Source organism: Jiangella rhizosphaerae, from assembly GCF_003579925.1.
Taxonomy (GTDB): domain Bacteria; phylum Actinomycetota; class Actinomycetes; order Jiangellales; family Jiangellaceae; genus Jiangella; species Jiangella rhizosphaerae.
This window is the reverse complement of record NZ_QUAL01000006.1, coordinates 1-24,696: the sequence shown is the minus strand read 5'-3', so window position 1 is coordinate 24,696 and position 24,696 is coordinate 1. Positions and strand designations below refer to the sequence as shown.

Genomic DNA, 24,696 nt, shown 5'->3' with positions numbered 1-24,696 from the left:
GGCCGCGGCGGTCGCGTCCGCCGCCGGGCTGCCGCCGTCGGCCGTGCTGGCCGGCCGCCTGTCGCTGACGGGACTGGCGGCGCTGGTCGCGCGGGCCCGGCTGGTCGTGTCGAACGACACCGGGGTCGCGCACCTGGCCTCGGCCTACGGCGTGCCCTCGGTGGTGCTGTTCGGGCCGACCCCGCCGGCGGCCTGGGGACCGCCGGCCCACGGCCCGCACGTCGCGCTCTGGCACGGACCGGCCGGCGATCCGCACGGCCGGGAGCTCGACCCGGCCCTGGCGCGCATTCAGCCCGGCGAGGTCCTGGATGCCGTTGCCACGCTGCTGCGCTGACCGGCCGGGACGCCGTCGATCCCGGCGTCGGCGAACCACCGCACCGTCTGCGCGAGCCCGTCGCTCAGTCGCACTCGCGGCCGCCACCGCAGCAGCCGGCTCGCGCGGGTGAGGTCCGGACGGCGCAGCCGCGGGTCGTTCTCCGGCAGGTCGACGAACCGGATCCGCGAGCGCGACCCCGTCATCGACCGGATCCGCTCGGCCAGCTCGAGCACCGTCACCTCGTGCGAGCCGCCGATGTTCACCGGGCCGGGATGATCGCTGCCGGCCATCGCCAGCAGCCCGCCGACGGTGTCGGCGACGTAGCACAGCGTCCGGGTCTGGCTGCCGTCGCCGGCGACGGTGAGCGGCTCGCCGGCCAGCGCCTGCCGGATGAACGTCGGCACCACGCGGCCGTCGTGGGCGCGCATGCGCGGGCCGTAGCTGTTGAAGATGCGCACGATGCCGGTGTCGACCCCGCGCTCGGACCGATAGGCGCTGGACAGCGTCTCGGAGAAGCGCTTGGACTCGTCGTAGACGGCGCGCGGCCCGATCGGGTTGACGTTGCCCCAGTAGTCCTCCGGCTGCGGATGCCGCAGCGGGTCGCCGTACACCTCCGACGTCGAGGCCAGGACGAACCGGGCGCCCTTCTCCAGCGCCAGCTCCAGCGCGTTCGTCGTGCCCGCCGAGCCCGCACGCATGGTCTCCAGCGGCAGCCGCAGGTAGTCGACCGGCGAGGCGGGCGAGGCCAGGTGCAGCACCAGGTCGACCGGCCCGTCGACCCGGATGCCGTCCGAGACGTCGCAGGACACGAACGAGAAGCCGGGCTCGTCGACCAGCCCGGCCAGGTTCGCCGGCGTCGACGTCACGTGGTTGTCGAGACAGACCACCTCCGCGCCGGCGCCGATGAGCGCCTCGCAGACATGCGAACCGAGGAAGCCCGCTCCGCCCGTGACGACCACGCGTGCACCGTTCATGGCGAACCGGTACCCGGGGCCGGCGACCTCACGCCGGCGGTGTGTCGCCGTCGGTCTCCGGGACGATCGCGCCCTCGCCGGCGTCCTCCGGGTCGGGGACGCGCAGGTCGCCGTCGGCGCCCATGACCTGCTCGGTCTCGTCCGGTTCGCCGTGCACGCGGGTCTCGTCGTCGACGGAGTGCACCGCCATCGCGCGGTCGCGCTCCTCCTGCGTCGTGTGGCGCACGCCGTCGGTGTGTTCGGTCATCGGTTCCTCCCAGTGCCGTGCCCGGGCCGTACACCCGGGCACCGGCCCCGTACCCGCGAAGGGGCGGTGTCAGCCACTGGCCGGCGACCTGACCCGGAGCCTTCGATCTTCATCCAGGATCGACCACGCCATCACGTGGTCGATCCTGGATGATCCCACCGAGACAGCCGAGGCGGGCTCAGCCGGCCCACTCCAGCAGCGGCTGGTGCCGCGCGGGGTCGCGGAGCTCGGCCAGCGCCAGCTTCTCCAGCTGCCGCACCCGCTCCTTCGTCAGGCCGACCCGCTCGGCCACCTCCTGCAGGGTGTGCTGCTCGCCGTCCTCGAGGCCGAACCGCATGGAGACGATCAGCGCCTCGCGCGGGGCGAGCGTGTTGACCAGGTCGCGGACCTGCTCACCGAGCGCCTGGAACTCGACGACGTCGGTGGCCTGCGGCGTCTCGGTGTCCTCGATGAGGTCGCCGATGCTCGCGCTGCCCTCGTCGCCGACCGGGGTGTCCAGGCTGACGGTGTCGCGCGAGATGCGGCGCAGCTCGATCACGCGAGCCGGCGGGAGGTCGGCCTCGGCGGCCAGCTCCTCGGCCGTGGGCTCGCGGCCCAGGGTGACGGCCAGCTTGCGCTCGGCCTTTCCGATCTTGGACAGCGTCTCGAGCACGTGCACCGGCAGCCGGATGGTGCGGGCGCGCTCGGCCTTGCCGCGCTCGATCGCCTGCCGGATCCACCACATCGCGTACGTGGAGAACTTGAACCCCTTCGTGTAGTCGAACTTCTCGACCGCACGGATCAGGCCCAGGTTCCCCTCCTGCACGACGTCCAGGAACGGCAGACCGCTGTTGCGGTAGTACTTGCGCGCCGCGGACACGACCAGCCGCAGGTTGGCCCGGATCATGTGGTCCTTCGCCCGCTCGCCGTCGCGCACCAGCGCCTCCAGCTCCTCGCGCGGACGCCCGGAGTCGCCGGACTCCAGCAGCTGCGCCGCGTAGACGCCGGCCTCGATGCGCCGCGCCAGCTCGACCTCCTCGGCCGCCGACAGCAGCGGCGTCGCGCTGATCTGCTTCAGGTACTGGCCGACCAGGTCGTAGTCCTCCTCGCGCACCGCGTCATTGCCCGCTGGCGCGCTCGGTCGCCCGATGCGCCCACGGCCGTCCGGGGCGCGGACCTGCTCCTCCACCATCGTCATCCTTCGTCTCCTCGCTCGTCACAACGTCGTCGTGGGCGCCCACGCCAGGCCCACGCCGACGGCCCCGCGCACGAGGGCGCGGGCCGTCGGTGGCTGCGTAGGTGGGTTGCCCTGCGGGAGCCCGCGGATCTCTCGATCCGGCTCCCGAAGCCCCGGGCCGGTGCCGGCCTATCGGGGACTTCCAGCTATCAGAACGTCCCGGTGGCGCCGGCTATTCCGGCGTCGTGCTTGTCGGCGGGGTGCTCCCCGGCGACGATGGAACGGATGAGCGACGACGATGGTTCCGGCGGGCTCGCGGAGTACCAGCGCAAGCGGTCCTTCGACAAGACCCCGGAGCCGCGCGGCCGCGACCGGCGGAAACGGCGCGGCAAGGACGCCCCGCCGCGGTTCGTCGTCCAGGAGCACCACGCCCGCCGGCTGCACTGGGACCTGCGGCTGGAGCACGACGGCGTACTGGCGTCGTGGGCGCTGCCCCGCGGGTTCCCCCGCTCGCCGGACGAGAACCGCCTCGCCGTCCACACCGAGGACCACCCGCTCGAGTACCTGACGTTCGACGGCGAGATCCCGGCCGGCGAGTACGGCGGCGGCAGCATGACCATCTGGGACCACGGGACGTACGAGGCGGAGAAGTTCCAGGACGACAAGGTCGTGGTCCACCTGCACGGCGAGCAGGTGGACGGGCGGTTCGCGCTGTTCCGCACCAAGGGCGAGGACTGGATGATCCATCGCATGGACGCGGCGGCCGACGACGGCGACCCGATGCCGGAGTCGCTGACGCCGATGGCCGCCACGTTGTCCACGCTGCCGCCCGGCCAGGACGAGTGGGGCTTCGAGATCAAGTGGGACGGCGTCCGCGCACTCGCCTTCGGCGAGCCCGGCCGGCTGCGGCTGGTCGGGCGCAACGGGCGCGAGTTCACCCGGCAGTATCCCGAGCTGCGCCCGTTGATGAACGCCATCGGCGCCCGCCGCATGGTGCTCGACGGCGAGATCGTCGCCTTCGACGAGAACGGCCGGCCCAGCTTCCAGCGCATCCAGCCGCGCATCCACCTCGGCGCCGAGGCGGACATCCGGCGCCAGGCGCAGCGCATCCCCGTCGTCTACGTCGTCTTCGACCTGCTCTACCTGGACGGCCGGTCGCTGCTGGACCGGCCGTACGAGGAGCGCCGCCGCGAGCTGGCCACGCTCGAGCTGGCCGGGCCGGCCTGGCAGGTGCCCGACTACCAGCGCGGCGACGGCGACGTCCTGCTCGACGCCACCCGCGAGCGCGGCCTGGAGGGCATCGTCGCCAAGCGGCTGGCCAGCCCGTACCGGCCGGGCCGGCGAAGCACCGACTGGCTGAAGATCAAGAACGTGCGGCAGCAGGAGGTCGTCATCGGCGGCTGGGTGCCGGGCCAGGGCCGGCTGACGCGCTCGCTCGGCGCGCTGCTGGTCGGCTACTACGAGGACGACGAGCTCCGCTTCGCCGGCAAGGTCGGCACCGGCTTCGACGACGCCACCCGCACGCGCCTGCTCGAGCGCCTGGAGGAGCTGCGCACCGACACCAGCCCGTTCACCGGCCGCCAGCCGCAGCGCGACGCGCTGTTCGTCCGGCCGGAGCTGGTCGCCGAGGTCGAGTTCGCCGAGTGGACCAACGCCGGCACGCTGCGTCATCCGTCGTTCGAAGGGCTGCGCGAGGACAAGCCGGCCCGCGACGTCGTCCGCGAGGAGCCGGTGCCGCCGCCCCGGAACTGAACCCGGACATTTCGGGTACGGACCCTGTGCCGCGGCCACCGAGACCGCGGCGGAGGGAAGGTGTGCTGACATGAGTACCGAGCTGGTCATCCTGTTGATCGTGCTCGTGGTGCTGATCGCCGTCGCCGCCTGGCTGATCGGCCGGCGCCGGACGCGCGGCGCGGCGGCTCGCCGCGAGGCCGCCATCCAGGAGCGCAAGGAGGCGGCGGCCAGGGAACGCGCCGCCGAGCTCCACCACGCCGAGGCCGAGGAGCTGGCCGCCCGGGCGCGGCGCGAACGCGCCGAGGCCGCGGAGAAGGAGGCCGAGGCCGAACGGCTGCGGGCGAGGAGGCCGGCGCAGCGGCGGAACGCCGGCGCACGGCCGACGCGCTGCATCCCGGTGAGGACGGCTCCCGGACCGACTGGACCGCACGTTCGGCGGACGACAGCGTCGCCGACGACACCGACGTGGTCGCCGACGACGGCGACCGGGGCGGCCGCGGCTGGTAGCCGGCGGTGACCGGCGGCCGCGGAGCCGGTCCGCGCGGTCAGCTGGGGCGGGGCTTCCCCGGTCGCCGCCGCTCCAGCTGCCGCCGCTCCTCGGTGTCCAGCCCGCCCCACACGCCGTACTGCTCGTCCCTGGCCATCGCCTCGTCGAGGCAGGGCTCCCGCACCGGGCACATCTGGCAGATCCGCTTGGCCTTGGACTCCTGGGCTCGTTTCCGGCTGGGCGACACCCCGTCGGGGACGCAGAACAGGTCGGCGTCCCATGCCCGGCACAGTCCGTACTCCCACCACGACGCCGAGTCGACCCGCGCGCCCGGGTCGTCCGGACTCGGCACCGTCACATCGCTGCGGCGGCCGGTCTCGGTCCGCCTGACGATCCGCATCACCCCGACAGTCATCACCCCCGGATACCCAGGGTGCGACGCGGCAAACCGGAGATGGCGGCCGGATCAGGGCTCTTCGGGCAGCCGTCCGGTGGCGATGACCCGCTCGGCGACGACCCGCAGTTTCACGTTGCTGTTGCGGGAGTAGCGGCGCAGGACGGCGAACGCGCGGTCGGCGTCGAGGCCGTAGCGCTCCATGAGGATGCCCTGCGCGAGTCCGATGAGGTGCCGGGCGCCGATGGCCTGGCGCAGTCCGTCCTCCTCGCGCGCCGACGCGAGCGCGATGGACGCGTGCCGGCCGAAGATCTCCGCGACGTCGACGTCGTCGTGGTCGAACATGCCGGGCCGGTGGCCGTAGAGGTTCAGCGTGCCGAGCGTGGCGTTGCCGGTGTGCAGGTGGACCGACAGCACGCTGCGCAGCCCGAGGTCGGCGGCCTGCGGACCCCACGACGGCCAGCGCGGATCGCCGGCGGTGTCGTCGACCAGGATCGTCGCCCGGTTCTTGACGGCCAGCCGCGCCGGGCCTTCGGCGAGCGTCGTCTGCAGCTCGTCGGCCTTGCGCACCCGGGGATCGGTGGCCACCGCGGTCTCGATGCGGCCGCCGCCGTGCAGCAGCATCAGCCCGGCGTCGTCGCACACGGTCGCCTGCTGCGCGTACTCGACGACCCGCTCGAGCGTCTGCTCGACGTCGGGTTCCTCGTGCAGCGCCAGCGCCATCTCGGCGAAGTCGCCCGCATCAGGTTCGGTCACGCCGCCCTCCGCCACCTCGTGCCCCACGACGCCATCATCCTCCATGATGCGAACTGCGGTGTCGATCCTTCCCCATCGGGTACGCAGCCAGACATGGTGGGCAACGGCGCTGGGCAACCGCATGCGGTGGTCACGGGTGGAGCCGGCTTTCTCGGCTCGCACCTGTGCGACGCCCTCATCGCATCCGGATACCGGGTCACCTGCGTGGACAACTTCGAGACCGGCCGGGCCGCGAACCTCCGTCACCTCGAGGGCGATCCCCGGTTCACGCTGCTGCGCCGCGACCTCAAGGACTACGGCGACGCCGACCTCGCCGGCCCGGTCGACGTCGTCTACCACCTCGCGGCGCCGGCCGCGCCCGCCGACTACCTGCTCGACCCGGTCGCGACGATGCGGATCGCCAGCACCGGTACGCTCAACGCGCTGGACCTCGCCCGCTCGCGGTCGGCACGCTTCGTGCTGGCGTCGACCTCGGAGGTGTACGGGCCGGCGGGCGAGGCGCCCAGCCGCGAGGACAGCGTCGGCCAGGTCGACCCTGCCGACGGCTACGGTGCCTACTACGAGGCGCGCCGGTTCGCCGAGGCGCTGACGACGGCGTACCGCGCCACCTACGACCTGCGGACGGCGATCGCGCGGATCTTCAACACCTACGGGCCGCGGATGCGGCTCGACGACGGCCGGGTGCTGTCGCGGTTCATCCGGCAGGCGCTGGCCGGGACGCCCCTGACGGTGCCCGGGCCGGGCACGCAGACCCGGTCGCTCTGCTACGTCGACGACGCGGTGGCCGGGCTCCTGGCGCTGGCCGACGGCGGCTATCCGGGGCCGGTGAACATCGGCAGTCCCGAGGCGGTGTCGGTGTTCTCGATCGCCCAGGAGGTCGCGGAGATCGCCGGCCCCGCCGCCGAGATCGTCTTCGTCGAGCCGCCGGTCACCGACAGCCAGGCGCGCCTGCCCGACATCAGCCTCGCCACCCAGCTGCTGGACTGGCAGCCGCGCACGTCGGTGCACGACGGCCTGACGGCCACCCTCACCTGGTTCCAGCGCGTCGGGGCCCGCCGTGGCTGAGGGCGCCGGTGCGGCGCCGGCCGTGATCCCGCGGACGCGGTCGCTGGCGCGGCTGCGCGCCGCGGCGGCGGAGTGCCAGGCCTGCGATCTGTACCGCGATGCCACCCAGACGGTGTTCGGGGCCGGTCCGCGCGACGCGCCGCTCATGCTCGTGGGCGAGACGCCCGGGGACGTCGAGGACCGCGAAGGGCGGCCGTTCGCCGGACCGGCCGGCCGGCTGCTGGACCGCGCGCTGGCCGAGGCCGGCCTGGACCGCGACCAGGCCTACGTCTCCAACGCCGTCAAGCACTTCAAGTTCCACCGCGAGGGCAAGCGCCGCATCCACGAGAAGCCCGACGCCGGCCAGATCGCGGCCTGCCGGCCGTGGCTGCGGGCCGAGCTCGCCGTCGTCCGGCCACGGGTGCTGGTGGTGCTCGGCGCCACCGCCGCCGCGTCGATCCTCGGCCCGTCGTTCCGGGTGACGAAGCAGCACGGGCAGCCGCTGGAGTGGGCCGACTACGCCGCCACATCGCCGCTGACGACGCCGGACGGCCCGCCGATCGACGACGCGGTGGTGGTGGCCACCGTGCATCCGTCGGCGGTGCTGCGCTCGCGGGAGCGGGACGCGGCCTACGCCGGCTTCGTCGCCGACCTGCGGGCCGTCGCCGACGTGCTGTCCTGAGGGTCAGGCCGTGCCGCGCGATGGCGTACCCCGACCGCGTGCTTTCGCCGATGCGTGGGTACGTCGGCAGCAGAGAGTCGTGCCGACGTGGAGGGGAGCCCCATGGCGCACTGCGACGTCGCGCTGTTCGCACCCTCGCCCGTGCTGACGCTGACCGTCGAGGACCAGGCCGGCCGGCCGGACATCCACGTCCACGCGGGCAGCCAGGGCGTGTGGCAGGCGCGGATGCTGGTCACGCTCGGCGCGTCGGTGACGATGTGCTGTGTTCTGGCCGGAGAGACCGGCATGGTGCTCCGGCACCTCATCGAGGACGAGGGCATCGTCGTCAAGGCGGTGGAGGGCACCGGCCGCAACGGCGCCTACATCCACGACCGTCGCGGCGGCGAGCGGGTCGAGGTGGCCGAGGCGCCGTCGGACCCGCTCACCCGGCACGAGCTGGACGAGCTCTACGGCCTCACGCTGAGCGCCGCCCTGGACGCGGGCGCGGTGCTGCTCAGCGGTCCGTCGGACAACGGCGCGGCGCAGGACGCCGTCCCGGCCGACGCGTACCGGCGGCTGGCCGCCGACCTGCGCACCGTCGGGAAACCCGTCGTGGCCGATCTCGCCGGCGACCGCCTCACCGCGGTGCTGGAGAGCGGGCTGACGGTGGTCAAGGTCAGTCACGAGGAACTGCTCGCCGACGGCCGGGCCGCGAGCGACGACCAGAACTCACTGGTCAAGGCGATGTACGAGCTGCGCGAGCAGGGCGCCGACCACGTGATCGTCACCCGGGGCGACCAGCCGCTGCTCTTCCTCACCGGCGACACCGTCAGCGTGGTGCGCAGCCCCAAGCTGCAGGCCGCCGACACGCACGGGGCCGGTGACTCGCTCATCGCGGGCGTGACGGCGACGCTGGCGCGCGGCGGCGCCATCGAGGAGGCGATCCGGCTGGGCGCCGCCGCGGGCATGCTCAACGTCACGCGCCACGGCCTCGGCACCGGCGACGTCGAGGCGGTGCTGAAGTTGCGCGACCTGGTCCACGTCGAGCCGCTCGGGCACCACGAGACCGGTCCTCCGGTCACGATGTCCCCGCGCGACCTGGCCGAACGGGCACGCGGATCGTGAGCCCGGCGAAGCGCGCCCTCGTCACCAACGACGACGGCATCGATGCACCCGGCCTGCGCGCGCTCGCCGCGGCCGTCCGTGAGGCCGGCCTCGACGTCGTGGTCGCGGCTCCGGCGGTGCAGTCCAGCGGTAGCAGCGCGTCGATCATCGCCGGGCTGGAGGAGCGCGACCGCATCGCGCTCGAGCGGCGCATGCTCGACGGGCTGGACGACGTGCCCGCCTACGCCGTCGGCGGCGCACCGGGGCTGATCGCGCTGATCGCCTCGTACGGCGCGTTCGGCGACCCGCCCGACGTCGTGCTGTCCGGCGTCAACCACGGGGCGAACGTCGGCCGGGCGATCCTGCACTCCGGCACGGTCGGCGCCGCCCTCACCGCCGGCATCAACAACCGGCGCGGCCTGGCCGTCTCGCTCGACGTCGGCCTGGAGGTCGAGTTCCACCTGGAGGCGCCCACCGTCGAACCGCGCTGGGCGACGGCGGCGCAGCTGGCCAGCCGGATGCTGCCGTACCTGGTGGAGCAGCGGCCGGGGACGGTCCTCAACCTCAACGTCCCCGACCGCGAGCCGGACCAGCTGGCCGGTCTGCGCGACGCGCCGCTGGCCGAGTTCGGCATCGTCCAGACGACGATGAGCGAGCACGCCGACGACTTCATCCGGCTCACCGTCGCCGACGCGACCGAGGAGCCCGGCCCCGGAACCGATGCCGCCCTGCTCGCCGAGGGCTACGCGGTGGTCACCGCGGTCCGCTCGGTGTGCGAGACGAACGATCCGCCGCTCGGCGAGCTGGTCGACGCGGTGCGGGCGGAGGCCCTGCGGTGAGCGATCAGCGCCGGTCCAGGCGGACGGCGTACCCGTGCCCGTCGCGCTCCCAGCGTCCGACGGACCACGGCGAGCCGTCGACCAGGGCGCGCAGCTCGGCCTCGGAGACGAACAGGTAGTCGAACCACTCCGTCGCGAGCCGGCCGTCGCGCAGCCGGATGCGGCACTGGCCGGGCAGGCGGCCCCGCTCGCGGTTCCACCGGTGGTAGTCCAGGTGCTCGGCGTCGTCGGTCTCGAACGGGTCGATGCCCGACAGCAGCAGGCGCCCGCCGGGCACCGTCACCCGAGCCAGCTCCGCCAGCACCACGGGTGCGGTCTCGGCCGAGCCGAGCAGGCCGACATTGTTGCCGAGCAGCAGCACCGCGTCGAACGCGCCGAGGCCGGTGGGCAGCGCCGTCGCCGAACCCAGCCGCGCGTCGACGCCGCGCTCGCGGGCCACCGCCACCGCGCCCGGCGACGTGTCGACGCCCACGACGTGCAGGCCCGCGGCCGCCAGCACCGCGGCGTGCCGCCCGGCGCCGCAGCCCACGTCCAGGACCCGGCCCGTGAGGCCGGCGCAGATGCGCCGCTCGGCCTCGGGCCACTCGTCCCGCCCGGAGAAGTACGCCGCGGCGTCGTGCACACCGATGTGCCCGTCGTCACGCTCGACCACCGCGAACGCGACCCCGGGCCGGCCGCCCGCCGCGTGGCACCGCTCGAGCACCCGGCCGAACGCGTCGCCCACCACCGTCTCCATGTGATCAAGGAGACCGCTCCACCCCGTGCTCGCGCCACCCGATTTCGCCGCGGCCCTCCGTGGCGTTCGCCGGGGTTGTGACGTTGGCCGTCCCCCTGCTGCCCATTTTCTTAGCCGCGCAACCGCGCCTCAAGCGGACCATTTGGGCGCTTCGCGCCGACGAGGACCGCTTGACCCGCGGCTGCGCGGCCAAGAACGGGCAGCTATCAGGGGGACGGGGGCAGAGCGGGCACGACTCGAGGTTCGCGTGCCCGTTTCGCCCGGTTTGCCGGGCTGCAGACGGCCATGATCACCCATGATCGCCTACATCACGAGGATTACGTGAGCATCACCACGACTGTAGGGGTGTTGACGCTGGGGTAATCCTCGTGATGGCCCCCGAATCACGGTGAAATCTCACCAAGTGGACGCTCCACGACACCAACGCCACACCGTAACGGGGCCAACGCCGCGGGAGCCGTCGCCGCTCTTCCCCCGTCCCCCTGATAGCTGCCCGTTCTGAGCCGCGGGCGCGCGGGTCAAGCGGTCATCGCCGGCGCGAAGCGCCTCCATAGTCCGCTTGAGGCGCGCGGACGCGGCCAAGACAATCGGGCAGCAGGGGGACGGGCCCACGCAAGAAACGACCGAACCCGCCGACTTTCGCCGACGATTGGACGAGTTTCTCAATTCATCCGGCGAAAGACCTTCCGCTCATCCGGCAAAGATCGCTACCATCCGGGCAATCGCTTTCCACGGCCGCCGACGTTCGGATGGTGACGCGCATGCCCGCACCCGAACCCACCCGCCGTTCCGTCCTGGGCGCCGCCGGAGCCGGCGCGTTGTGGCTGGCCGCCGGCGCTCCCACCGCCGACGCGGCCCCGGGTCCAGCCACGGAAGCCGCGGAAGCCGCGAATGCCGTCGTCGGGCCGGGGCAGCACCCCGGGCTGCGCTACTGGTACCCCGTCCCTCGCGATCCGGGCGTCGTGCGCACGGACGTGTGCGTCTACGGCGGCACGTCGGCCGGGGTGACGGCGGCGGTGCGAGCGGCGCAGGCGGGCCGGAGCGTCGCCCTGGTGGTGTTCGGCCGGCATCTGGGCGGCCTCAGCTCCGCCGGACTGGGCGCGACCGACACGGGGCGGATCGAGTCCATCGGCGGGCTGAGCCGGGAGTTCTACCGCCGTCTCGGTCAGCACTACGGCCGTGCCGAGGCGTTCACGTTCGAGCCGCACGTCGCCGAGAGCGTGTTCGACGCGTGGGTGGAGGAGGCCGGCGTCCAGGTCTTCCGCGACCACCGGCTCGAGGACGTCCGCATGGTCGGCGGCCGCATCCACTCGCTGCGCACCGAGAACGAGAAGGTGTTCGTCGCCCGGATGTTCATCGACGCCAGCTACGAGGGCGACCTGATGGCGGCGGCGGGCGTCAGCTACACGGTCGGCCGCGAGTCCAACGCGACGTACGGCGAGACGCTCAACGGCGTCCAGTTCCGCTCCGGCCACCAGTTCCAGCGGCAGATCGACCCGTACGTCGTCGCCGGCGATCCGTCGAGCGGGCTGCTGCAGGGCATCTCGGCCGACCCGCCCGGGACGAACGGCGAGGGCGACCACCGCATCCAGGCGTTCAACTTCCGCATCTGCCTGACCCGGGCGGCCGACCGGCGCCCGTTCCCGCGGCCGCCCGGCTACGACCCGGCCCGGTACGAGCTGCTGCTGCGCTACCTGCAGGCCGGCGTGTGGGACGCGATGCGCCTCAACACGCCGATGCCGAACGGCAAGACCGACATGAACAACAACGGCGCGGTGAGCACGGACAACATCGGCCGCAACTACGCCTGGCCGGACGGCGACTACGCGACGCGCGAGGCGATCTTCCAGGACCACGTGACTTACCAGCAGGGGCTGCTCTGGTTCCTGGCCAACGACCCGCGGGTGCCGGAGACGATCCGGGCCGAGGTCAACGGCTGGGGCCTGACGAACGACGAGTTCACCGGCACCGGCGGCTGGTCGCACGAGCTGTACATCCGCGAGGCCCGCCGCATGGTGGCCGACTACGTCATCACCGAGCACGACTGCCGGTGGACGGTGGCGGCGCCCGACCCGGTCGCGTTGGCGTCGTACACGATGGACTCGCACAACTGCAAGCGCGTGGTGGTCGGCGGCTTCGCCCGCAACGAGGGCGACGTGCAGGTGCCGCCGGCGGGCCCGTACGGCATCTCCTACCGCGCCATCGTCCCGGCCCGCGGCGAGTGCCAGAACCTGCTCGTCGCCTGCGCGATCTCGGCCTCGCACATCGCGTTCGGCTCGGCACGCATGGAGCCGGTGTTCATGGCGACGGGGCACGCGGCGGCGCTCGCGGCCGACCTCGCCATTACCGCCGGCGTCGCGGTGCAGGACGTCCACTACCCGGCGCTGCGGCAGCGGCTGCGCGCGGACCGGATGGTCATCACCTGGCCGCCGAACGCCGGCGTGCTCGCGTTCGACGCGCCGGACGAGCTGCGCCCGGGCGCCGCCGCGGACGTCACCGTCACGTTCGTCAACGATGAGGTGACCACGGCGACCGGCGTGCGGCTCGAGCTGGCCGCCCCGGCGGGCTGGACGGTGGCGCCGTCGACGCCGGTCGAGGCCGCGGCGGTGGAGCCCGGCGAGGAGTTCGCCGCCATCTGGCGGGTGACGGCGACGGCGCCGTCCGAGCCGGTCGCACTCTCGACGCTGGAGGCGACGGTGACGTACGCCGCCGGCGGCGCGGACGGCGTCAGCCACGGCGCGGCGCACGCGGTCGCCGTCGCCGAGCCGGTCCAGGCCCCGCTGCAGACGGCGGCGTCGACACGGGCGCACTTCGGGCAGCGCGGCAGCCGCCTGGCCGTCCTCGGCAACGGCGCCGACCTCTGGACCGGCGTCGACCACTACGGCGCGATCTTCCACGACGGCGCGGGCGGCCCGTCGACGACGGCGACGGTCACCGTCGTCTCGCAGGAGGCCACCGACCCCAACGCGCGGGCCGGGCTGGTCTTCCGCAACGACCTGCGGGGTGCCGGCACGTCCACCGGGTACGTCGCGCTGGTGATCAAGCCGGAGAACGGCCTGCTGCTGCTCTGGGACGCCGATGGCAGCGGGACGGTGGAGTCGGTGCTGCGGGCCCAGCTGAGCCCGTCGCCGTACCCCGTCCACCTGCGGCTGGCCCGCGAGGGGCAGCGGTTCCACGGCTCGTACAGCGTCGACGGCACGACGTGGCAGGCGATCGGCTCGATCGACCTGCCCACCGCGGCCGCCACCCAGGACGTCGGCGTGCTGTCGTGCGCCCACGTCCAGGACCGGCTCGGCCTGGCGGTCTTCGAGAACCTGTCCGTCAGTCCGTGAAGGTCGCGACGACCGGGGCGTGGTCGGAGTCCGCGGCCGCGGCGCGCGGGCGGGGGTCGTCGGTGACCGAGGGCAGGCCGCGGTCGACGAGGCTGTCGGCCTTCTCGATGCGCCGCAGCAGCCGGTGCGAGACGAGCACGTGGTCGATCAGCTCGCCACGGCCGCGGTAGACGCGGCTGTACCGGCGCGCCTCGGGGATGAGCGGCGCGGTGTTCCACAGCCGCCAGGCGTCGCCGGCGTCCGGCCGGTCGACGCCGGGGGTGCCGATCTCCGAGCCGCCGGGGCCGAGCAGGATCTGCGTGGTCGCCGCACCCGGCTCGTCGTTGAGGTCGCCGCAGACCACCAGTGAGCGGTCCTGGCCGTCGCCGTCGAGGAGGGTGTTCGCCCACTCGCGGACGGTGGCCGCCTCGGCCGCGCGGCGGTACAGCGCGAAGGCGCCGTAGCGCGCCCGCTCGGACTCGTCGCGCGGGGCGAACCGGCCGCCGGGATAGCTCAGCAGCTTCGACTTGAGGTGACAGGTGACGACGTCGACGGCGTCGCCGGCGGCCGTGCGGACCCGGGCCCGGAACGCGCCGCGGCCCATCTCAGCCGACAGCTCGCCGCCGTCGGTGGCGCGCACCGGACCGACGCCGCCGGCGTAGGCGACGAGATCTTCGGTCTCGTCGACCGGCAGCCGCGAGATCACCCCCACCCGGATGCCGCGGCTGTCGGGATGCGCCGACACGTGCGTGGTCCAGTCGCCGTCCAGCCGCTCGACGAGGTCGTCCAGCGCGGCCGACTCGCCGACCTCCTGCACGGCGAGGACGTCCGGCGCCATCCGGCCGACGGTGCCGGCCAGCGCGTCGAGCTTGGCCTCGTACGTCGCCTGGTCCGGCGGACGGCCGTCCTCGGCGCCGGGCCGGAACAGGTTCTCCAGGTTCCACGTGCCGATCACCGTCACGGGCCCGACGCTAGCGGAGCCGGCGGACGGCGGCCAGAGCCGATCCCACGCCCAGCGCCACGACCACCACGACGAACCCGGCCAGCGCTCCCTCGAGGCCGGTCGCCCGGGTCGCGATTCCGAGGCCGAGCACCGGAACGGCCAGCCCGAGGTAGCCGGCGAGGAACAGCCCGGCCAGCGCCTCGGCCCGCCCCGTCGCACCGGCCAGCCCGGAGACGACGGCGACACCGGCGGCGAACAGCAGCCCGGCCCCGGCGCCCGCGACGACGCCGCCGGCCAGGAACCCGGCCAGCGACGACGCGTACACCGACGCCACCAGCACCGCCAGCCCCGCGGCCACGGCCGCCGCACCGGCCGGCAGCGTCCGCCGTGGCGGCCGCCGGGCCAGCAACACCTGCCCGGTCGCCCCCGCCGCGAACGTCGCGAACGCCACCGCGCCGGTCAGCGTGTGCGACGGCGCGTCGAGCATGCCGGCCAGCAGCGCCGGCGCGACGGAGGTGAACAGCCCGAACACCGCGAGCGCCGCGAACGCCGTCAGCGCCGCCGCGTAGTACAGCCCGCGCTCCCCCGCCGGCACCCGGACGCGTTGCGGCCGGTACGGCCCCGGCTCGTCGAGCAGCGGCGCGGTCTCGGGCACCAGCGACAGGCCGATCGCCGCGACCACCAGCAGCACGCTGACGACGAAGTACGGCAGCCGCAGCGGGTCCGCGGCGACGTCGGCCAGCAGTCCGGAGACCAGCGGCCCCAGACCGATGCCGCCGAGGTTCGCGGCGACGGCGACGATCTCGGCGCGCCGCCGGCCGGCCTCCGGGCGGGCGGCCCGGTGCAGCTCGGCGAGGTGCACGGTCGCCGTCGCGGTGATGGCGCCGACGGCGATCCCCTGGAGCACTCGGGCCAGCAGCAGGCCCGGCAGCGTCGGCCAGAACAGGAACACGAAGCCGGCCAGCACGGACACCAGCACCGCCGGCACCAGCACGCGCCGGCGGCCGAACCGGTCCGAGACGTGGCCGACGAGCAGCAGGCTGGCCGCCACGCCGAGCGCGTAGACGGCGAACACGACGGTGACGGTGGCGGCGGAGAAGTGGTCGCGGTGCTGGTAGTCGACGTACAGCGGCGTCGGCACGGCCGAGAACGCCATCGTGACGGTGAACGCGTAGGCGGTGAGCCAGAACCCGGCGCCGTGCGGGACGGTGCCGCGCTCCGGCCGGGTCAGGACCTCGGTGGTCATCTTCACCCTTCTCGTGCGGTTGACGTCCCCAGCGTGCGCGCGAGAAGATCCATCTTGCCAACAGATCTTTTCGATTCTACTCATCGAGATCACCGATGGAACTGCGTCAGCTCGAGCACTTCGTCGTCCTCGCCGACGAGCTGCACTTCACCCGCGCGGCGGGCCGGCTGCACATCGTCCAGTCGGCGCTGTCGGCGTCCATCCGCGCGCTCGAGTCCGACCTCGGCGCGCCGCTGTTCCACCGCAGCACCAAGCAGGTGCGGCTCACCGAGGCCGGCCGCGCCCTGGTGCCGGAGGCGCGCCGGACGCTGCGGGCGGCCGCGGTGGCCCGCGAGACCGTGGCCGCGGTGCGGGGCGTCGTCACCGGGCGGCTGGTGGTCGGGTTCATGCAGGCCTCGCACAGCTACGACCTCCCCGACCTGCTGCGCCGGTTCCACACCGCGCACCCGAGGGTGCAGCTGCGGCTGCGTCAGGCCCCGAGCACCGAGCTGGTCGAGGGCGTCCGCACGGCCCAGCTCGACCTCGCCTTCGTCGGGCTCAGCGGCCGGGTGCCCGCCGGCGTCAGCGTCCGCACCCTCAGCGTGGGGACGATGCCGCTGGCCTGCCCGCTGGGGCACCGGTTCGCCGTGGCCGCCCCCGTGCCGCTGGCCGACGTCGCCGGCGAGCCGTTCGTCGACTTCGTGCCGGGCTGGGGCGCTCGCACCTCGACCGACGAGCTGTTCCGGGCCGCGGGCCTGCAGCGCCTCACGGCCTTCGAGGTCAACGACATCCCGCTCTTCACCGACCTGGTCGAGCAGGGCCTCGGCGTCGGCTTCGTCCCGCCCGGCATGGCCGCCGCGGCCGCCCGGCTCGAGTACGTTGCCGTCGATCCCGCACCCACCTGGCGGGTCGCCGTCGCCCACCCGCCCCGGGAGCAGCTCTCGGCGGCCGCTCGCGCGATGCTGGACCTCATCGGCTGAACGACGCCTATGCTCGGCAGGGTCAGTGACCGGACCGAGCCGTGGGAGAGGCCGATGCAGGAGGACGACATCAGGGCCAGGATCAGCGCGCTGGTCGAGGACGAGCACGACCTGCGGCAGCGGCTGCAGGCCGGCGAGATCTCGACCGACGAGGAGCACTCCCGGCTGCGCCTGCTCGAGGAGCAGCTCGACCAGTGCTGGGACCTGCTGCGCCAGCGCCGCGCCCGGGTCGAGGCGGGGCAGAACCCCGACGAGGCGGCCGTCCGGCCCGTCGACGAGGTGGAGAAGTACCTCCAGTAGCACACTGGACCCATGAACCTCGACGACGCGGCGGACGAGCTCTACGCCCTCCCGCCCGAGGAGTTCGTCGAAGCCCGCAACACGCTGGCCAAGCGGCTCAAGGGCGAGGGCGCCGGCGACGTCGCCGCGCGGGTCAAGGCGCTGCGCAAGCCGACGGTGGCGGCCTGGCTGACCAACCAGCTGGTGCGCCGCCACCGCGACGAGGTCGCCGCGCTCATGGAGCTGGGCGGGCGCATGCGCAAGGCGATGTCCGCGATGGACGGCACGGCGCTGCGCGAGCTCACCGCGGAGCGCAAGAAGCAGGTCGACGCGCTGCTCAAGGCGGCCCGGAAGGTCGCCAAGGACGGCGGGCAGCGGGCGAGCGTCGAGCTGATCGAGGCGGTCGCCTCCTCACTCGACGCCGCCATCGCCGACCCCCGCGCCGCCGAGCTCCTGCAGGCCGCGCAGCTGTCGCACGGGCTGGAGCACGTCGGGTTCGGTGCGGTCGAGGACGACGGCGAGGCCGAGGTCATCTCGCTGTCCGAGGCCCGGGTCGCCCGCGGCCAGCGGCTGGAGACCACCCGGCGGCCGCGCGCGACGGCGCCCGCCGAGGAGACGGCTGAACCTGTTGCCGAGGAGGCCGAGGCGCCCGACGAGACGGCGGGTGAGGGCGACGACGAGCTCGCCGGCGCCGAGCGCGAACTGGAGGAGGCCGAGGCCGCCGTCGACGCCGCCGAGGAACAGGTCGACGACGCCGAGGCGGCCTTGGACGACCAGCGGCAGCGGCTGGCGCAGGCTCAGGAGACGGTCGAGCGGCTGACGGAGGAGCTGGCGGCCGCCCGCCGCGAGCTCGAGCAGGCCCGCGACGACGTCGAGTCCGCCGAGGACGACGTCGAGGCCGCCCGCAAGGCCTCCGAGGCGGCCCGTCGCCGGCGCCGCGAGGCCAAGCAGCAGCTGAGCCGGCTCTCGTAACGCGGCGCGAACCTCGCGGACCTAGGATCACCGGCATGGCGACCGGGCAGACCCCGCGGTCCCGGCGGCTGGCCTCGCCGATCCGCGAGTTCATCGCGACGCAGAGTTCGGGCGCGGTCGTGCTGCTCACGGCCACGGTCGCCGCGTTGGTGTGGGCCAACTCTCCGTGGCCGGACAGCTACGAGGAGTTCTGGCACACCGAGCTGGCCTTCCGGCTCGGCGGCGCGGAGCTGTCCCTCGACATCCGCCACTGGGTGAACGACGGCCTCATGGCGCTGTTCTTCTTCGTCGTCGGGCTGGAGATCCGCCGCGAGTTCGACATGGGCGAGCTGCGCGAGCGCCGCCGGGTCGCGACGCCCGTGCTGGCCGCGCTCGGCGGGATGGCCGTCCCGGCGCTGCTCTACCTGGCCGTCAACGCCGGCGACTCCGCGGTGCACGGCTGGGCGATCGCCATGGGGACGGACACCGCGTTCGCGCTCGGGGTGCTGGCGCTGGCCGGCCGGCGGGCGTCGCCGCGGACCCGGACGTTCGTACTGACCGCGGTGATCGTCGACGACGTCGTGGCTCTGGCGATCATCGCGGTCGCGTACTCCGACGACGTCTCGCTGCCGGCGCTGGGCGTCGCCGTCGCCCTGTTCGGCGTGGTGGTGGTGCTCAAGCACAGCGGCGTCCGGCACGGGGTGCCGTACTTCATCGTCGGCACCGGCGTCTGGCTGGCCACGCTGATCTCCGGCGTGCACGCGACGCTGGCCGGCATCGCGTTCGGCCTCATCGCCTCGGCCTTCCCGCCGTCCCGCGCGGACCTGGAACGCGCCGGCGCGGTCTGGCGGCTGTTCCGGGAGCAGCCGGTGCCCGAGTACGCCCGGACCGCCAGCCGCACCCTCGCGACCGCCATCTCGCCGAACGAGCGGCTGCAGCACCTGTTCCATCCCTGGGCCAACTACCTGATCGTGCCGGTGTTCGCGCTGGCCAACGCCGGCATGGTGATCAACGGCGACGTGCTGCGCGAGGCGGCGACGTCGCCGATCACGCTGGGCATCGTGCTGGGCCTGGTGGTCGGCAAGCCGGTCGGCATCGTCGGTGTGACCTGGCTGGCCAGCCGGTTCGGCTTCCCGCTGACGGTGCCGTGGCCGCAGCTGGTGGGCGCCGGGACGATCGGCGGTGTCGGGTTCACCGTCTCGCTGCTGATCGCGGGCATCGCGTTCGAGGGCGCCCAGCTCGACGACGCGAAGCTGGGCATCCTCGCGGCGTCGGTCATCGCCACCCTGCTCGCGTTGCTGGTGTTCCGGCTGATCGGCCGTCTGCCGCAGCAGGCGCGGTCGGCCGGGCAGGAGCGCCTGGCCGCGCCGATCGTCGACCTCGCCGACCCGGTCGACCCGGAGGTCGACCACATCCGCGGCCCGGTGGACGCGCGGGTCACGCTGGTCGAGTACGGCGACTTCGAGTGCCCCTACTGCGGCCGGGCCGAGCCGGTGCTGCGCGAGCTGACCCAGGCGTTCGGCGACGACCTGACCTTCGTCTTCCGGCACCTGCCGCTGACGGACGTGCACGAACATGCCCAGCTGGCCGCCGAGGCGGCCGAGGCGGCCGGCCGGCAGGGCCGATTCTGGGAGCTGCACGACCTGCTGCTCACCCACCAGGACGCGCTCACCTATCCCGACCTGCTGCGCTACGCCGAGGAGCTGGGCCTGGACGTCGACCGGTTCGCCCGCGACCTGTCGTCGCGGCGCTTCGCCCTGCGGGTCACCCGCGACGTCGAGAGCGCGGAGCAGAGCGGGGTCGCCGGCACGCCGACGTTCTTCGTCAACGGGCAGCGCCACCACGGCCCCTACGACCTCGAGTCGCTGCGCGCCGTGATCACCCGCGAGCTCGCCGCCGCCCCGCGGCGCGTGACGTGACGGACGCCGTCGCCGCTCGAGAATCACACACGGGTGACTCAACCCGGCGGAAACGTTCTGGGCGCATGATCGGCGCAGCGCCGAGCTGAGGAGGACACCGTGACCGCCGATCGTCTCCCCGTCGTCTTCGTCCATGGCCTGTGGCTGCACGCCGACTCGTGGCAGCCGTGGGTCGAACTGTTCCGCGACGCCGGCTACGACGCCCAGGCGCCGGGCTGGCCGGGCGACTCGCCGACGGTCGAGGAGACCCGCGCCCACCCGGACCGGGTCGCCGGCATCGGCATCGACGCCGTCGTCGAGCACTACGCGGGCGTCCTGCGCGGCCTGGGAGCGCCGCCGGTGCTGGTCGGCCACTCGTTCGGCGGGCTGATCGTGCAGCGGCTGCTCGGCCGGGACCTCGCCGCCGCGGCCGTCGCCCTCGATCCGGCGCCGATCAAGGGCGTGCTGTACCTGCCGCCGTCGTCGCTGCGCGTGGCGTCGATCGCGCTGCGCAACCCGGCCAACCGCGGCCGGGCCGTCGCGCTGACCCGCGAGCAGTTCCGGTACGGCTTCGGCAACGCGCTGCCGCAACGGGAGTCCGACGAGCTGTACGAGCGCTGGACCATCCCGTCGCCGGGCCGGCCGCTGTTCGAGGCCGCGGCCGCCAACCTCAACCCGTCGTCGCCGGCCAAGGTCGACACCCGCAACGCCACCCGCGGGCCGCTGCTGCTGACCCTGGGCGGCAAGGACCACACCGTCGCGCCCGCGATCGTGCGCACCACCGCGCGGCTGTACCGGAGGTCGCCGGCGGTGACGGAGCTGCGGCAGTACCCCGACCGCGGGCACAGCCTCGGCATCGACAGCGGGTGGCGGGTCGTCGCCGACGACGTTCTCGCCTGGCTGAAAACCCAGGGCTTCTGACGCCGTACCCTTGGGGCACCGAGCGTTCGGCGCGAGTTGGAGGGGCAGTGCCACGACAGGGACCTGTGCTGCTGACCGTCGAGGACGATCCGGCCGTGAGCCGGGCGATCGCCCGCGACCTGCGGCGCCGCTACGGGTCGGACCACCGCGTCGTCCGGTCCGAGACCGGAGCCGGCGCGCTGGAGGTCCTGCGCGAGCTCACCCTGCGGGGCGAGCCGACGGCGCTCATCCTGGCCGACTACCGCATGCCCGGCATGAACGGCATCGACTTCCTCGAGCAGGCCATGGACGTCGTGCCGCAGGCCAAGCGGGTGCTGCTGACGGCGTACGCCGACACCCAGGCCGCCATCCGCGCCGTCAACGACATCGACCTCGACCACTACCTCGTCAAGCCGTGGGACCCGCCCGAGGAGCACCTCTACCCGGTGCTCGACGAGCTGCTGGAGCAGTGGGCGCGCGACAGCCGGCCGGGCTTCGAGGGCGTCACGCTGCTGGGCCACCAGTGGGCGGCCGAGACCCAGGACCTCAAGGAGTTCCTGACCAGCAACCAGGTCCCCTACCGGCACCTGCGCGGACCCGAGGGTGCGGCGCTGCAGGACACCGCGGCCATCCCCGACGACGCCCTGCCGGCGGTCATCATGCCCGACGGCGTCGTGCTCACCTGCCCGCCGCTGCGCGACGTCGCGGAGCGGCTGGGCCTGGCCACGACGGCGGGCAGCCCGCTCTACGACCTCGTGGTCATCGGCAGCGGCCCGGCCGGGCTCGGCGCGGCCGTCTACGGCGCCAGTGAGGGGCTGCGCACGCTGCTGGTCGACCGCGCCGGCGTCGGCGGCCAGGCCGCACGCAGCAGCCTCATCGAGAACTACCTGGGCTTCCCGCAGGGCGTCTCCGGCGCCGAGCTGGCGCAGCGGGCCCGCGACCAGGCCGTCCGGTTCGACGTCGAGATGCTCACCGCGGCGGCCGCGGTCGACGTCGTCGCCCAGGGCGAGGGGCGGGTCGTCCGGTTCGACGACGGGCACGAGGTCACCGCGCACGCCGTCGTCATCGCCACCGGCGTGTGGTGGTCTCAGCTGCCCGCCGAGGGCGCCGACGACTTCGCCGGACGCGGCATCTACTACGGCGCGTCCGCCCACGAGGCGCCCGGCTGCAAGGGCGAGGACGTCTACATCGTCGGCGCGGCCAACTCCGCCGGCCAGGCCGCGCTGCACTTCGCCAAGTACGCCAACCGCGTCATCATGCTGGTGCGCGGCCCCGACCTGCGGCTGCGGATGTCGGAGTACCTCGTGGAACGCATCGAGGCCGACCCGCGCATCGTGGTGCGCACGTGCACCGAGGTCACCGCCGCCGAGGGCGACGGCCGGCTCGAGCGCATCGTCGTCACCGACACCCGCACCGGCGGCGCGCAGACGCTGCCGGCGACTCGGCTGTTCGTCTTCATCGGCGCCGAGCCGCCGACGTCCTGGCTGGGCGAGGAATTCGCGCGCGACGAACGGGGTTTCCTCCTGACGGGGCCGGCGCTTCTCGATGCCGACGGGCGACCGCCACGCGACTGGCCGCTGGCCCGCAACCCGTACCACCTGGAGTCCAGCGTCCCTGGCGTGTTCGTCGCCGGCGACGTCCGCGCCGAGTCCGTCAAGCGCGTCGCGTCAGCCGTCGGCGAGGGCGCCATGGCCATCACGCTGGTCCACCGCTACCTGGAGGCGACGTGACCATGGGTACGCCCATCGACGCCGAGGAGCTGCGCACGCTGTTCCTCTTCGAAGGCATGACCCCCGAGCAGCTGGCCGAGGTCGTCGCGAGCTCCGAGGTGCGCACCTACCCCGCCGGCAGCACGGTCTACCGCGCCGGCGAGCCGTCCATCGCGCTGTGGGTGCTGCTCGACGGCACCCTGCGGCTGGTGCGGCACGCCGACGGTGAGGAGGTCGTCGTCAACCAGACCGACCACCGCGGCTCGTACGCCGGCGCCGTCCGCGCCTTCGCCACGTCCGCCGGCGCCGCCGCCTATCCGACGTCGCTGCACGCGGTGACCGACTGCCGGTTCCTGCGCTGGCCCGCCAACGACTTCGCGGCCTTCGTGCACAAGTGGTTCCCGATGGCGGTGCACCTGTTCGACGGGCTCTACCTCGGCATCCGCACCACCGAGGCGACGGTGCGGCAGCGCGAGCACCTGGCCCAGCTGGGCACGTTGTCGGCGAACCTCGCGCACGAGCTGAACAACCCCGCCGCGGCCACCGTCCGGGCGGCCGGGCAGCTGCGCGACCGCGTGGCGCACATGCGGCAGAAGCTCGGCATGATCGCGTCCGGCACGCTCGACCCCGCGATGATCGCCCGGCTGATCACCATCCAGGAGCGCGCCGTCGAGATCGCCTCCAAGAAGCGCGACCCGCTGAGCCCGCTGCAGGAGAGCGACCTCGAGGACGAGATGGTCGACCACCTCGAGGACCTCGGCTTCGACCACGCCGTCGACGTCGCCCCGGTCTTCGTCTCGGCCGGCCTCGACACCACCTTCTTCGACGACGTCGCCGCCGAGGTGGGCGACGCGCTGCCGTCCGCGCTGGCCTGGCTCGGCTACACGCTCGAGACCGAGGCGCTCATGGACGAGATCGAGGACGCCTCCAACCGCATCTCCACGCTGGTGGCGTCGATCAAGCAGTACACCCACCTCGACCAGGCCGCCCACCAGGAGGTCGACCTCCACCCCGGCATCGACAGCACGCTGGTCATGCTGGGGCACAAGCTCGGCGACATCGAGGTCCACCGCGACTACGACACCACGCTGCCCCTGGTGCCCGCCTTCGCCGCCGAGCTCAACCAGGTGTGGACCAACCTCATCGACAACGCCGTCGACGCCATGGACGGTCACGGCGTGCTCGAGCTGCGCACCTACCGCGACGGCGACTACGCCGCCGTCGACGTCACCGACCACGGGCGCGGTGTCCCCGAGGAGGTCCAAGGCCGGCTGTTCGAGCCGTTCGTGACGACCAAGCCGGTCGGCCAGGGCAGCGGGCTGGGCCTCGACAACGCCAAGCGCATCGTCGAGAAGCGGCACCGCGGCACGATCGGCTTCACCACCGGCCCGAAGGGGACGACCTTCACCGTCCGCCTCCCCCTGACCGGCAACTAGCACGGTCCGCAACAAGATGAAGACCCGACGCCGAAGGCGCCGGGCTGTTCCGGCCCGGCGAGAACGTGCTGACGCTGGTCAAGGACGAGGGATCCTGGATCGCCTGGGACACCATCGGGGTGTTCACCGTCTAGGTTGGTGACGTGACGACGCTGACCGCCGCCGCGCTGCTGTCCCTCATCTCCGCGGCCGACGGCGCGCTGCCGCGCCCCAGCACGGTCGACGGCGTCGTCGCGGGCGACCCCGGCACGGTCGTCGCCGGGGTGGCGGTCACCACGCTGGCGACCCTGGACGTGCTCGACCGGGCCGCGGCGGCCGGCGCGAACGTCGTCATCACCCACGAGGCGCCGTTCTACGACCACCTGGGCGCCGCGAACGACGACCTCGAGGCCGAGCAGGACCCCGTCTACCTCGCCAAACGCGCCTTCATCGCCGGACGCGGGCTGGCCGTCTGCCACTACCACGACGGCTGGCACCGGCGCCGTCCCGACGGCGTCGACGAGGGCGTCGCGCGGGCCCTCGGCTGGGCGCTGGACCCGGAGCCGGCCGCCGCCGGGGTCGCGCTGTGCACCGTCGCGCCGACGACGCTCGGCGCGCTCGCGGCGCACGTCGCGAC

The 24,696-nt window shown here is 73.7% G+C and carries 23 protein-coding genes and 1 pseudogene; 16 read left to right on the top strand and 8 right to left on the bottom strand.

What is annotated here, in order from left to right:
- Positions 1–334 (top strand): glycosyltransferase family 9 protein (locus DY240_RS00650; protein ID WP_147375150.1); only part of this gene is annotated, 334 nt, incomplete at its 5' end.
- On the opposite strand, the gene DY240_RS00645 is transcribed toward DY240_RS00650, so the two are convergent.
- The 3 genes from DY240_RS00645 to DY240_RS00635 all read right to left on the bottom strand — a co-directional run bounded on the left by DY240_RS00645 (position 289) and on the right by DY240_RS00635 (position 2,714).
- Positions 289–1,290 carry an NAD-dependent epimerase/dehydratase family protein gene (locus DY240_RS00645; RefSeq protein WP_119658046.1) on the bottom strand — a complete coding sequence of 334 codons (1,002 nt, stop codon included), beginning with the start codon at positions 1,288–1,290 and terminating at the stop codon, positions 289–291. The genes DY240_RS00650 and DY240_RS00645 overlap by 46 nt on opposite strands.
- Before the next feature lie 28 nt (positions 1,291–1,318).
- Positions 1,319–1,537 carry a hypothetical protein gene (locus DY240_RS00640; RefSeq protein ID WP_119658045.1) on the bottom strand — a complete coding sequence of 73 codons (219 nt, stop codon included), beginning with the start codon at positions 1,535–1,537 and terminating at the stop codon, positions 1,319–1,321.
- A gap of 178 nt (positions 1,538–1,715) precedes the next feature.
- Positions 1,716–2,714, bottom strand: a complete 999-nt coding sequence (locus tag DY240_RS00635) for a sigma-70 family RNA polymerase sigma factor (protein ID WP_119658044.1) — start codon at positions 2,712–2,714, stop codon at positions 1,716–1,718.
- 264 nt (positions 2,715–2,978) lie between these two features.
- Here DY240_RS00635 and ligD point away from each other — a divergent pair, with 264 nt between their 5' ends.
- Together ligD and DY240_RS00625 are read left to right on the top strand one after the other, a co-directional pair.
- Positions 2,979–4,445, top strand: coding sequence for a non-homologous end-joining DNA ligase (gene ligD, locus DY240_RS00630; protein WP_119658043.1), 1,467 nt, complete (start codon positions 2,979–2,981; stop codon positions 4,443–4,445).
- Between the two features lie 70 nt (positions 4,446–4,515).
- The gene (locus tag DY240_RS00625) at positions 4,516–4,944 is read left to right on the top strand and encodes a hypothetical protein (RefSeq protein WP_119658042.1); all 429 of its coding nucleotides are present in this window, start codon (positions 4,516–4,518) and stop codon (positions 4,942–4,944) included.
- Positions 4,945–4,972: 28 nt separating this feature from the next.
- Here DY240_RS00625 and DY240_RS00620 read toward each other — a convergent pair whose 3' ends face one another.
- Entirely contained in the window at positions 4,973–5,314 is a 342-nt protein-coding gene (locus DY240_RS00620) for a WhiB family transcriptional regulator (RefSeq protein WP_119658049.1), read from the bottom strand.
- 66 nt (positions 5,315–5,380) lie between these two features.
- On the bottom strand, positions 5,381–6,064 hold the full coding sequence (locus tag DY240_RS00615) for a GAF and ANTAR domain-containing protein (protein ID WP_199700550.1): 684 nt from the start codon (positions 6,062–6,064) through the stop codon (positions 5,381–5,383).
- Positions 6,065–6,157: 93 nt separating this feature from the next.
- Between DY240_RS00615 and DY240_RS00610 the strand changes: the two genes are divergently transcribed.
- The 4 genes from DY240_RS00610 (at position 6,158) to surE (ending at position 9,712) form a co-directional block, all read left to right on the top strand.
- Positions 6,158–7,129 (top strand): NAD-dependent epimerase/dehydratase family protein, encoded by a 972-nt coding sequence (locus DY240_RS00610; RefSeq protein WP_119658040.1) that lies wholly within the window; start codon positions 6,158–6,160, stop codon positions 7,127–7,129.
- Positions 7,122–7,790, top strand: coding sequence for a UdgX family uracil-DNA binding protein (locus DY240_RS00605; RefSeq protein ID WP_119658039.1), 669 nt, complete (start codon positions 7,122–7,124; stop codon positions 7,788–7,790). The genes DY240_RS00610 and DY240_RS00605 overlap by 8 nt, the downstream gene beginning before the upstream one ends.
- 102 nt (positions 7,791–7,892) lie before the next feature.
- Positions 7,893–8,894: a 1-phosphofructokinase family hexose kinase gene (locus tag DY240_RS00600; protein ID WP_119658038.1), complete on the top strand. Its 1,002-nt coding sequence runs from the start codon at positions 7,893–7,895 to the stop codon at positions 8,892–8,894.
- Positions 8,891–9,712: a 5'/3'-nucleotidase SurE gene (gene surE / locus DY240_RS00595; protein WP_119658037.1), complete on the top strand. Its 822-nt coding sequence runs from the start codon at positions 8,891–8,893 to the stop codon at positions 9,710–9,712. The genes DY240_RS00600 and surE overlap by 4 nt, the downstream gene beginning before the upstream one ends.
- Before the next feature lie 4 nt (positions 9,713–9,716).
- On the opposite strand, the gene DY240_RS00590 is transcribed toward surE, so the two are convergent.
- The gene (locus tag DY240_RS00590) at positions 9,717–10,448 is read right to left on the bottom strand and encodes a class I SAM-dependent methyltransferase (RefSeq protein WP_119658036.1); all 732 of its coding nucleotides are present in this window, start codon (positions 10,446–10,448) and stop codon (positions 9,717–9,719) included.
- A 761-nt stretch (positions 10,449–11,209) separates the two neighbouring features.
- On the opposite strand from DY240_RS00590, the gene DY240_RS00585 reads away from it, so the two are divergent.
- Positions 11,210–13,780, top strand: coding sequence for an FAD-dependent oxidoreductase (locus DY240_RS00585; RefSeq protein WP_158602681.1), 2,571 nt, complete (start codon positions 11,210–11,212; stop codon positions 13,778–13,780).
- Here the strand turns inward: DY240_RS00585 and DY240_RS00580 are convergent.
- Both DY240_RS00580 and DY240_RS00575 read right to left on the bottom strand, forming a co-directional pair.
- The gene (locus DY240_RS00580) at positions 13,770–14,720 is read right to left on the bottom strand and encodes an endonuclease/exonuclease/phosphatase family protein (RefSeq protein ID WP_119658034.1); all 951 of its coding nucleotides are present in this window, start codon (positions 14,718–14,720) and stop codon (positions 13,770–13,772) included. The genes DY240_RS00585 and DY240_RS00580 overlap by 11 nt on opposite strands.
- A 10-nt stretch (positions 14,721–14,730) precedes the next feature.
- Positions 14,731–15,948: an MFS transporter gene (locus tag DY240_RS00575; RefSeq protein ID WP_119658048.1), complete on the bottom strand. Its 1,218-nt coding sequence runs from the start codon at positions 15,946–15,948 to the stop codon at positions 14,731–14,733.
- A 95-nt stretch (positions 15,949–16,043) separates the two neighbouring features.
- On the opposite strand from DY240_RS00575, the gene DY240_RS00570 reads away from it, so the two are divergent.
- From DY240_RS00570 to DY240_RS00535, 8 genes and pseudogenes are all read left to right on the top strand, one after another.
- On the top strand, positions 16,044–16,907 hold the full coding sequence (locus DY240_RS00570) for a LysR family transcriptional regulator (RefSeq protein WP_119658033.1): 864 nt from the start codon (positions 16,044–16,046) through the stop codon (positions 16,905–16,907).
- Positions 16,908–16,961: 54 nt separating this feature from the next.
- The gene (locus DY240_RS00565; protein WP_119658047.1) at positions 16,962–17,207 is read left to right on the top strand and encodes a DUF2630 family protein; all 246 of its coding nucleotides are present in this window, start codon (positions 16,962–16,964) and stop codon (positions 17,205–17,207) included.
- Between the two features lie 12 nt (positions 17,208–17,219).
- Entirely contained in the window at positions 17,220–18,158 is a 939-nt protein-coding gene (locus DY240_RS00560; RefSeq protein WP_119658032.1) for a hypothetical protein, read from the top strand.
- Between the two features lie 35 nt (positions 18,159–18,193).
- Positions 18,194–20,056 carry a Na+/H+ antiporter NhaA gene (gene nhaA / locus DY240_RS00555; protein ID WP_119658031.1) on the top strand — a complete coding sequence of 621 codons (1,863 nt, stop codon included), beginning with the start codon at positions 18,194–18,196 and terminating at the stop codon, positions 20,054–20,056.
- Between the two features lie 99 nt (positions 20,057–20,155).
- Positions 20,156–20,956, top strand: a complete 801-nt coding sequence (locus DY240_RS00550) for an alpha/beta hydrolase (protein WP_119658030.1) — start codon at positions 20,156–20,158, stop codon at positions 20,954–20,956.
- A 47-nt stretch (positions 20,957–21,003) separates the two neighbouring features.
- On the top strand, positions 21,004–22,665 hold the full coding sequence (locus tag DY240_RS00545) for an FAD-dependent oxidoreductase (protein ID WP_119658029.1): 1,662 nt from the start codon (positions 21,004–21,006) through the stop codon (positions 22,663–22,665).
- 2 nt (positions 22,666–22,667) lie between these two features.
- Positions 22,668–24,080 (top strand): ATP-binding protein, encoded by a 1,413-nt coding sequence (locus DY240_RS00540; protein ID WP_119658028.1) that lies wholly within the window; start codon positions 22,668–22,670, stop codon positions 24,078–24,080.
- Between the two features lie 143 nt (positions 24,081–24,223).
- Positions 24,224–24,696, top strand: a pseudogene (locus tag DY240_RS00535) (Nif3-like dinuclear metal center hexameric protein); the annotation flags it as partial.

Bases quoted from the DNA above. Each gene is read 5' to 3' on its own strand.
- DY240_RS00570 (WP_119658033.1), top strand. From the start codon at position 16,044: ATGGAACTGCGTCAGCTCGAGCACTTCGTCGTCCTCGCCGACGAGCTG.
- DY240_RS00575 (WP_119658048.1), bottom strand. From the start codon at position 15,948: ATGACCACCGAGGTCCTGACCCGGCCGGAGCGCGGCACCGTCCCGCAC.
- DY240_RS00560 (WP_119658032.1), top strand. From the start codon at position 17,220: ATGAACCTCGACGACGCGGCGGACGAGCTCTACGCCCTCCCGCCCGAG.
- ligD (WP_119658043.1), top strand. From the start codon at position 2,979: ATGAGCGACGACGATGGTTCCGGCGGGCTCGCGGAGTACCAGCGCAAG.
- DY240_RS00585 (WP_158602681.1), top strand. From the start codon at position 11,210: ATGCCCGCACCCGAACCCACCCGCCGTTCCGTCCTGGGCGCCGCCGGA.
- DY240_RS00590 (WP_119658036.1), bottom strand. From the start codon at position 10,448: ATGGAGACGGTGGTGGGCGACGCGTTCGGCCGGGTGCTCGAGCGGTGC.
- nhaA (WP_119658031.1), top strand. From the start codon at position 18,194: ATGGCGACCGGGCAGACCCCGCGGTCCCGGCGGCTGGCCTCGCCGATC.
- DY240_RS00565 (WP_119658047.1), top strand. From the start codon at position 16,962: ATGCAGGAGGACGACATCAGGGCCAGGATCAGCGCGCTGGTCGAGGAC.
- DY240_RS00635 (WP_119658044.1), bottom strand. From the start codon at position 2,714: ATGACGATGGTGGAGGAGCAGGTCCGCGCCCCGGACGGCCGTGGGCGC.
- DY240_RS00645 (WP_119658046.1), bottom strand. From the start codon at position 1,290: ATGAACGGTGCACGCGTGGTCGTCACGGGCGGAGCGGGCTTCCTCGGT.
- DY240_RS00625 (WP_119658042.1), top strand. From the start codon at position 4,516: ATGAGTACCGAGCTGGTCATCCTGTTGATCGTGCTCGTGGTGCTGATC.
- DY240_RS00640 (WP_119658045.1), bottom strand. From the start codon at position 1,537: ATGACCGAACACACCGACGGCGTGCGCCACACGACGCAGGAGGAGCGC.
- DY240_RS00600 (WP_119658038.1), top strand. From the start codon at position 7,893: ATGGCGCACTGCGACGTCGCGCTGTTCGCACCCTCGCCCGTGCTGACG.
- DY240_RS00620 (WP_119658049.1), bottom strand. From the start codon at position 5,314: ATGCGGATCGTCAGGCGGACCGAGACCGGCCGCCGCAGCGATGTGACG.
- DY240_RS00610 (WP_119658040.1), top strand. From the start codon at position 6,158: ATGGTGGGCAACGGCGCTGGGCAACCGCATGCGGTGGTCACGGGTGGA.
- DY240_RS00540 (WP_119658028.1), top strand. From the start codon at position 22,668: ATGGGTACGCCCATCGACGCCGAGGAGCTGCGCACGCTGTTCCTCTTC.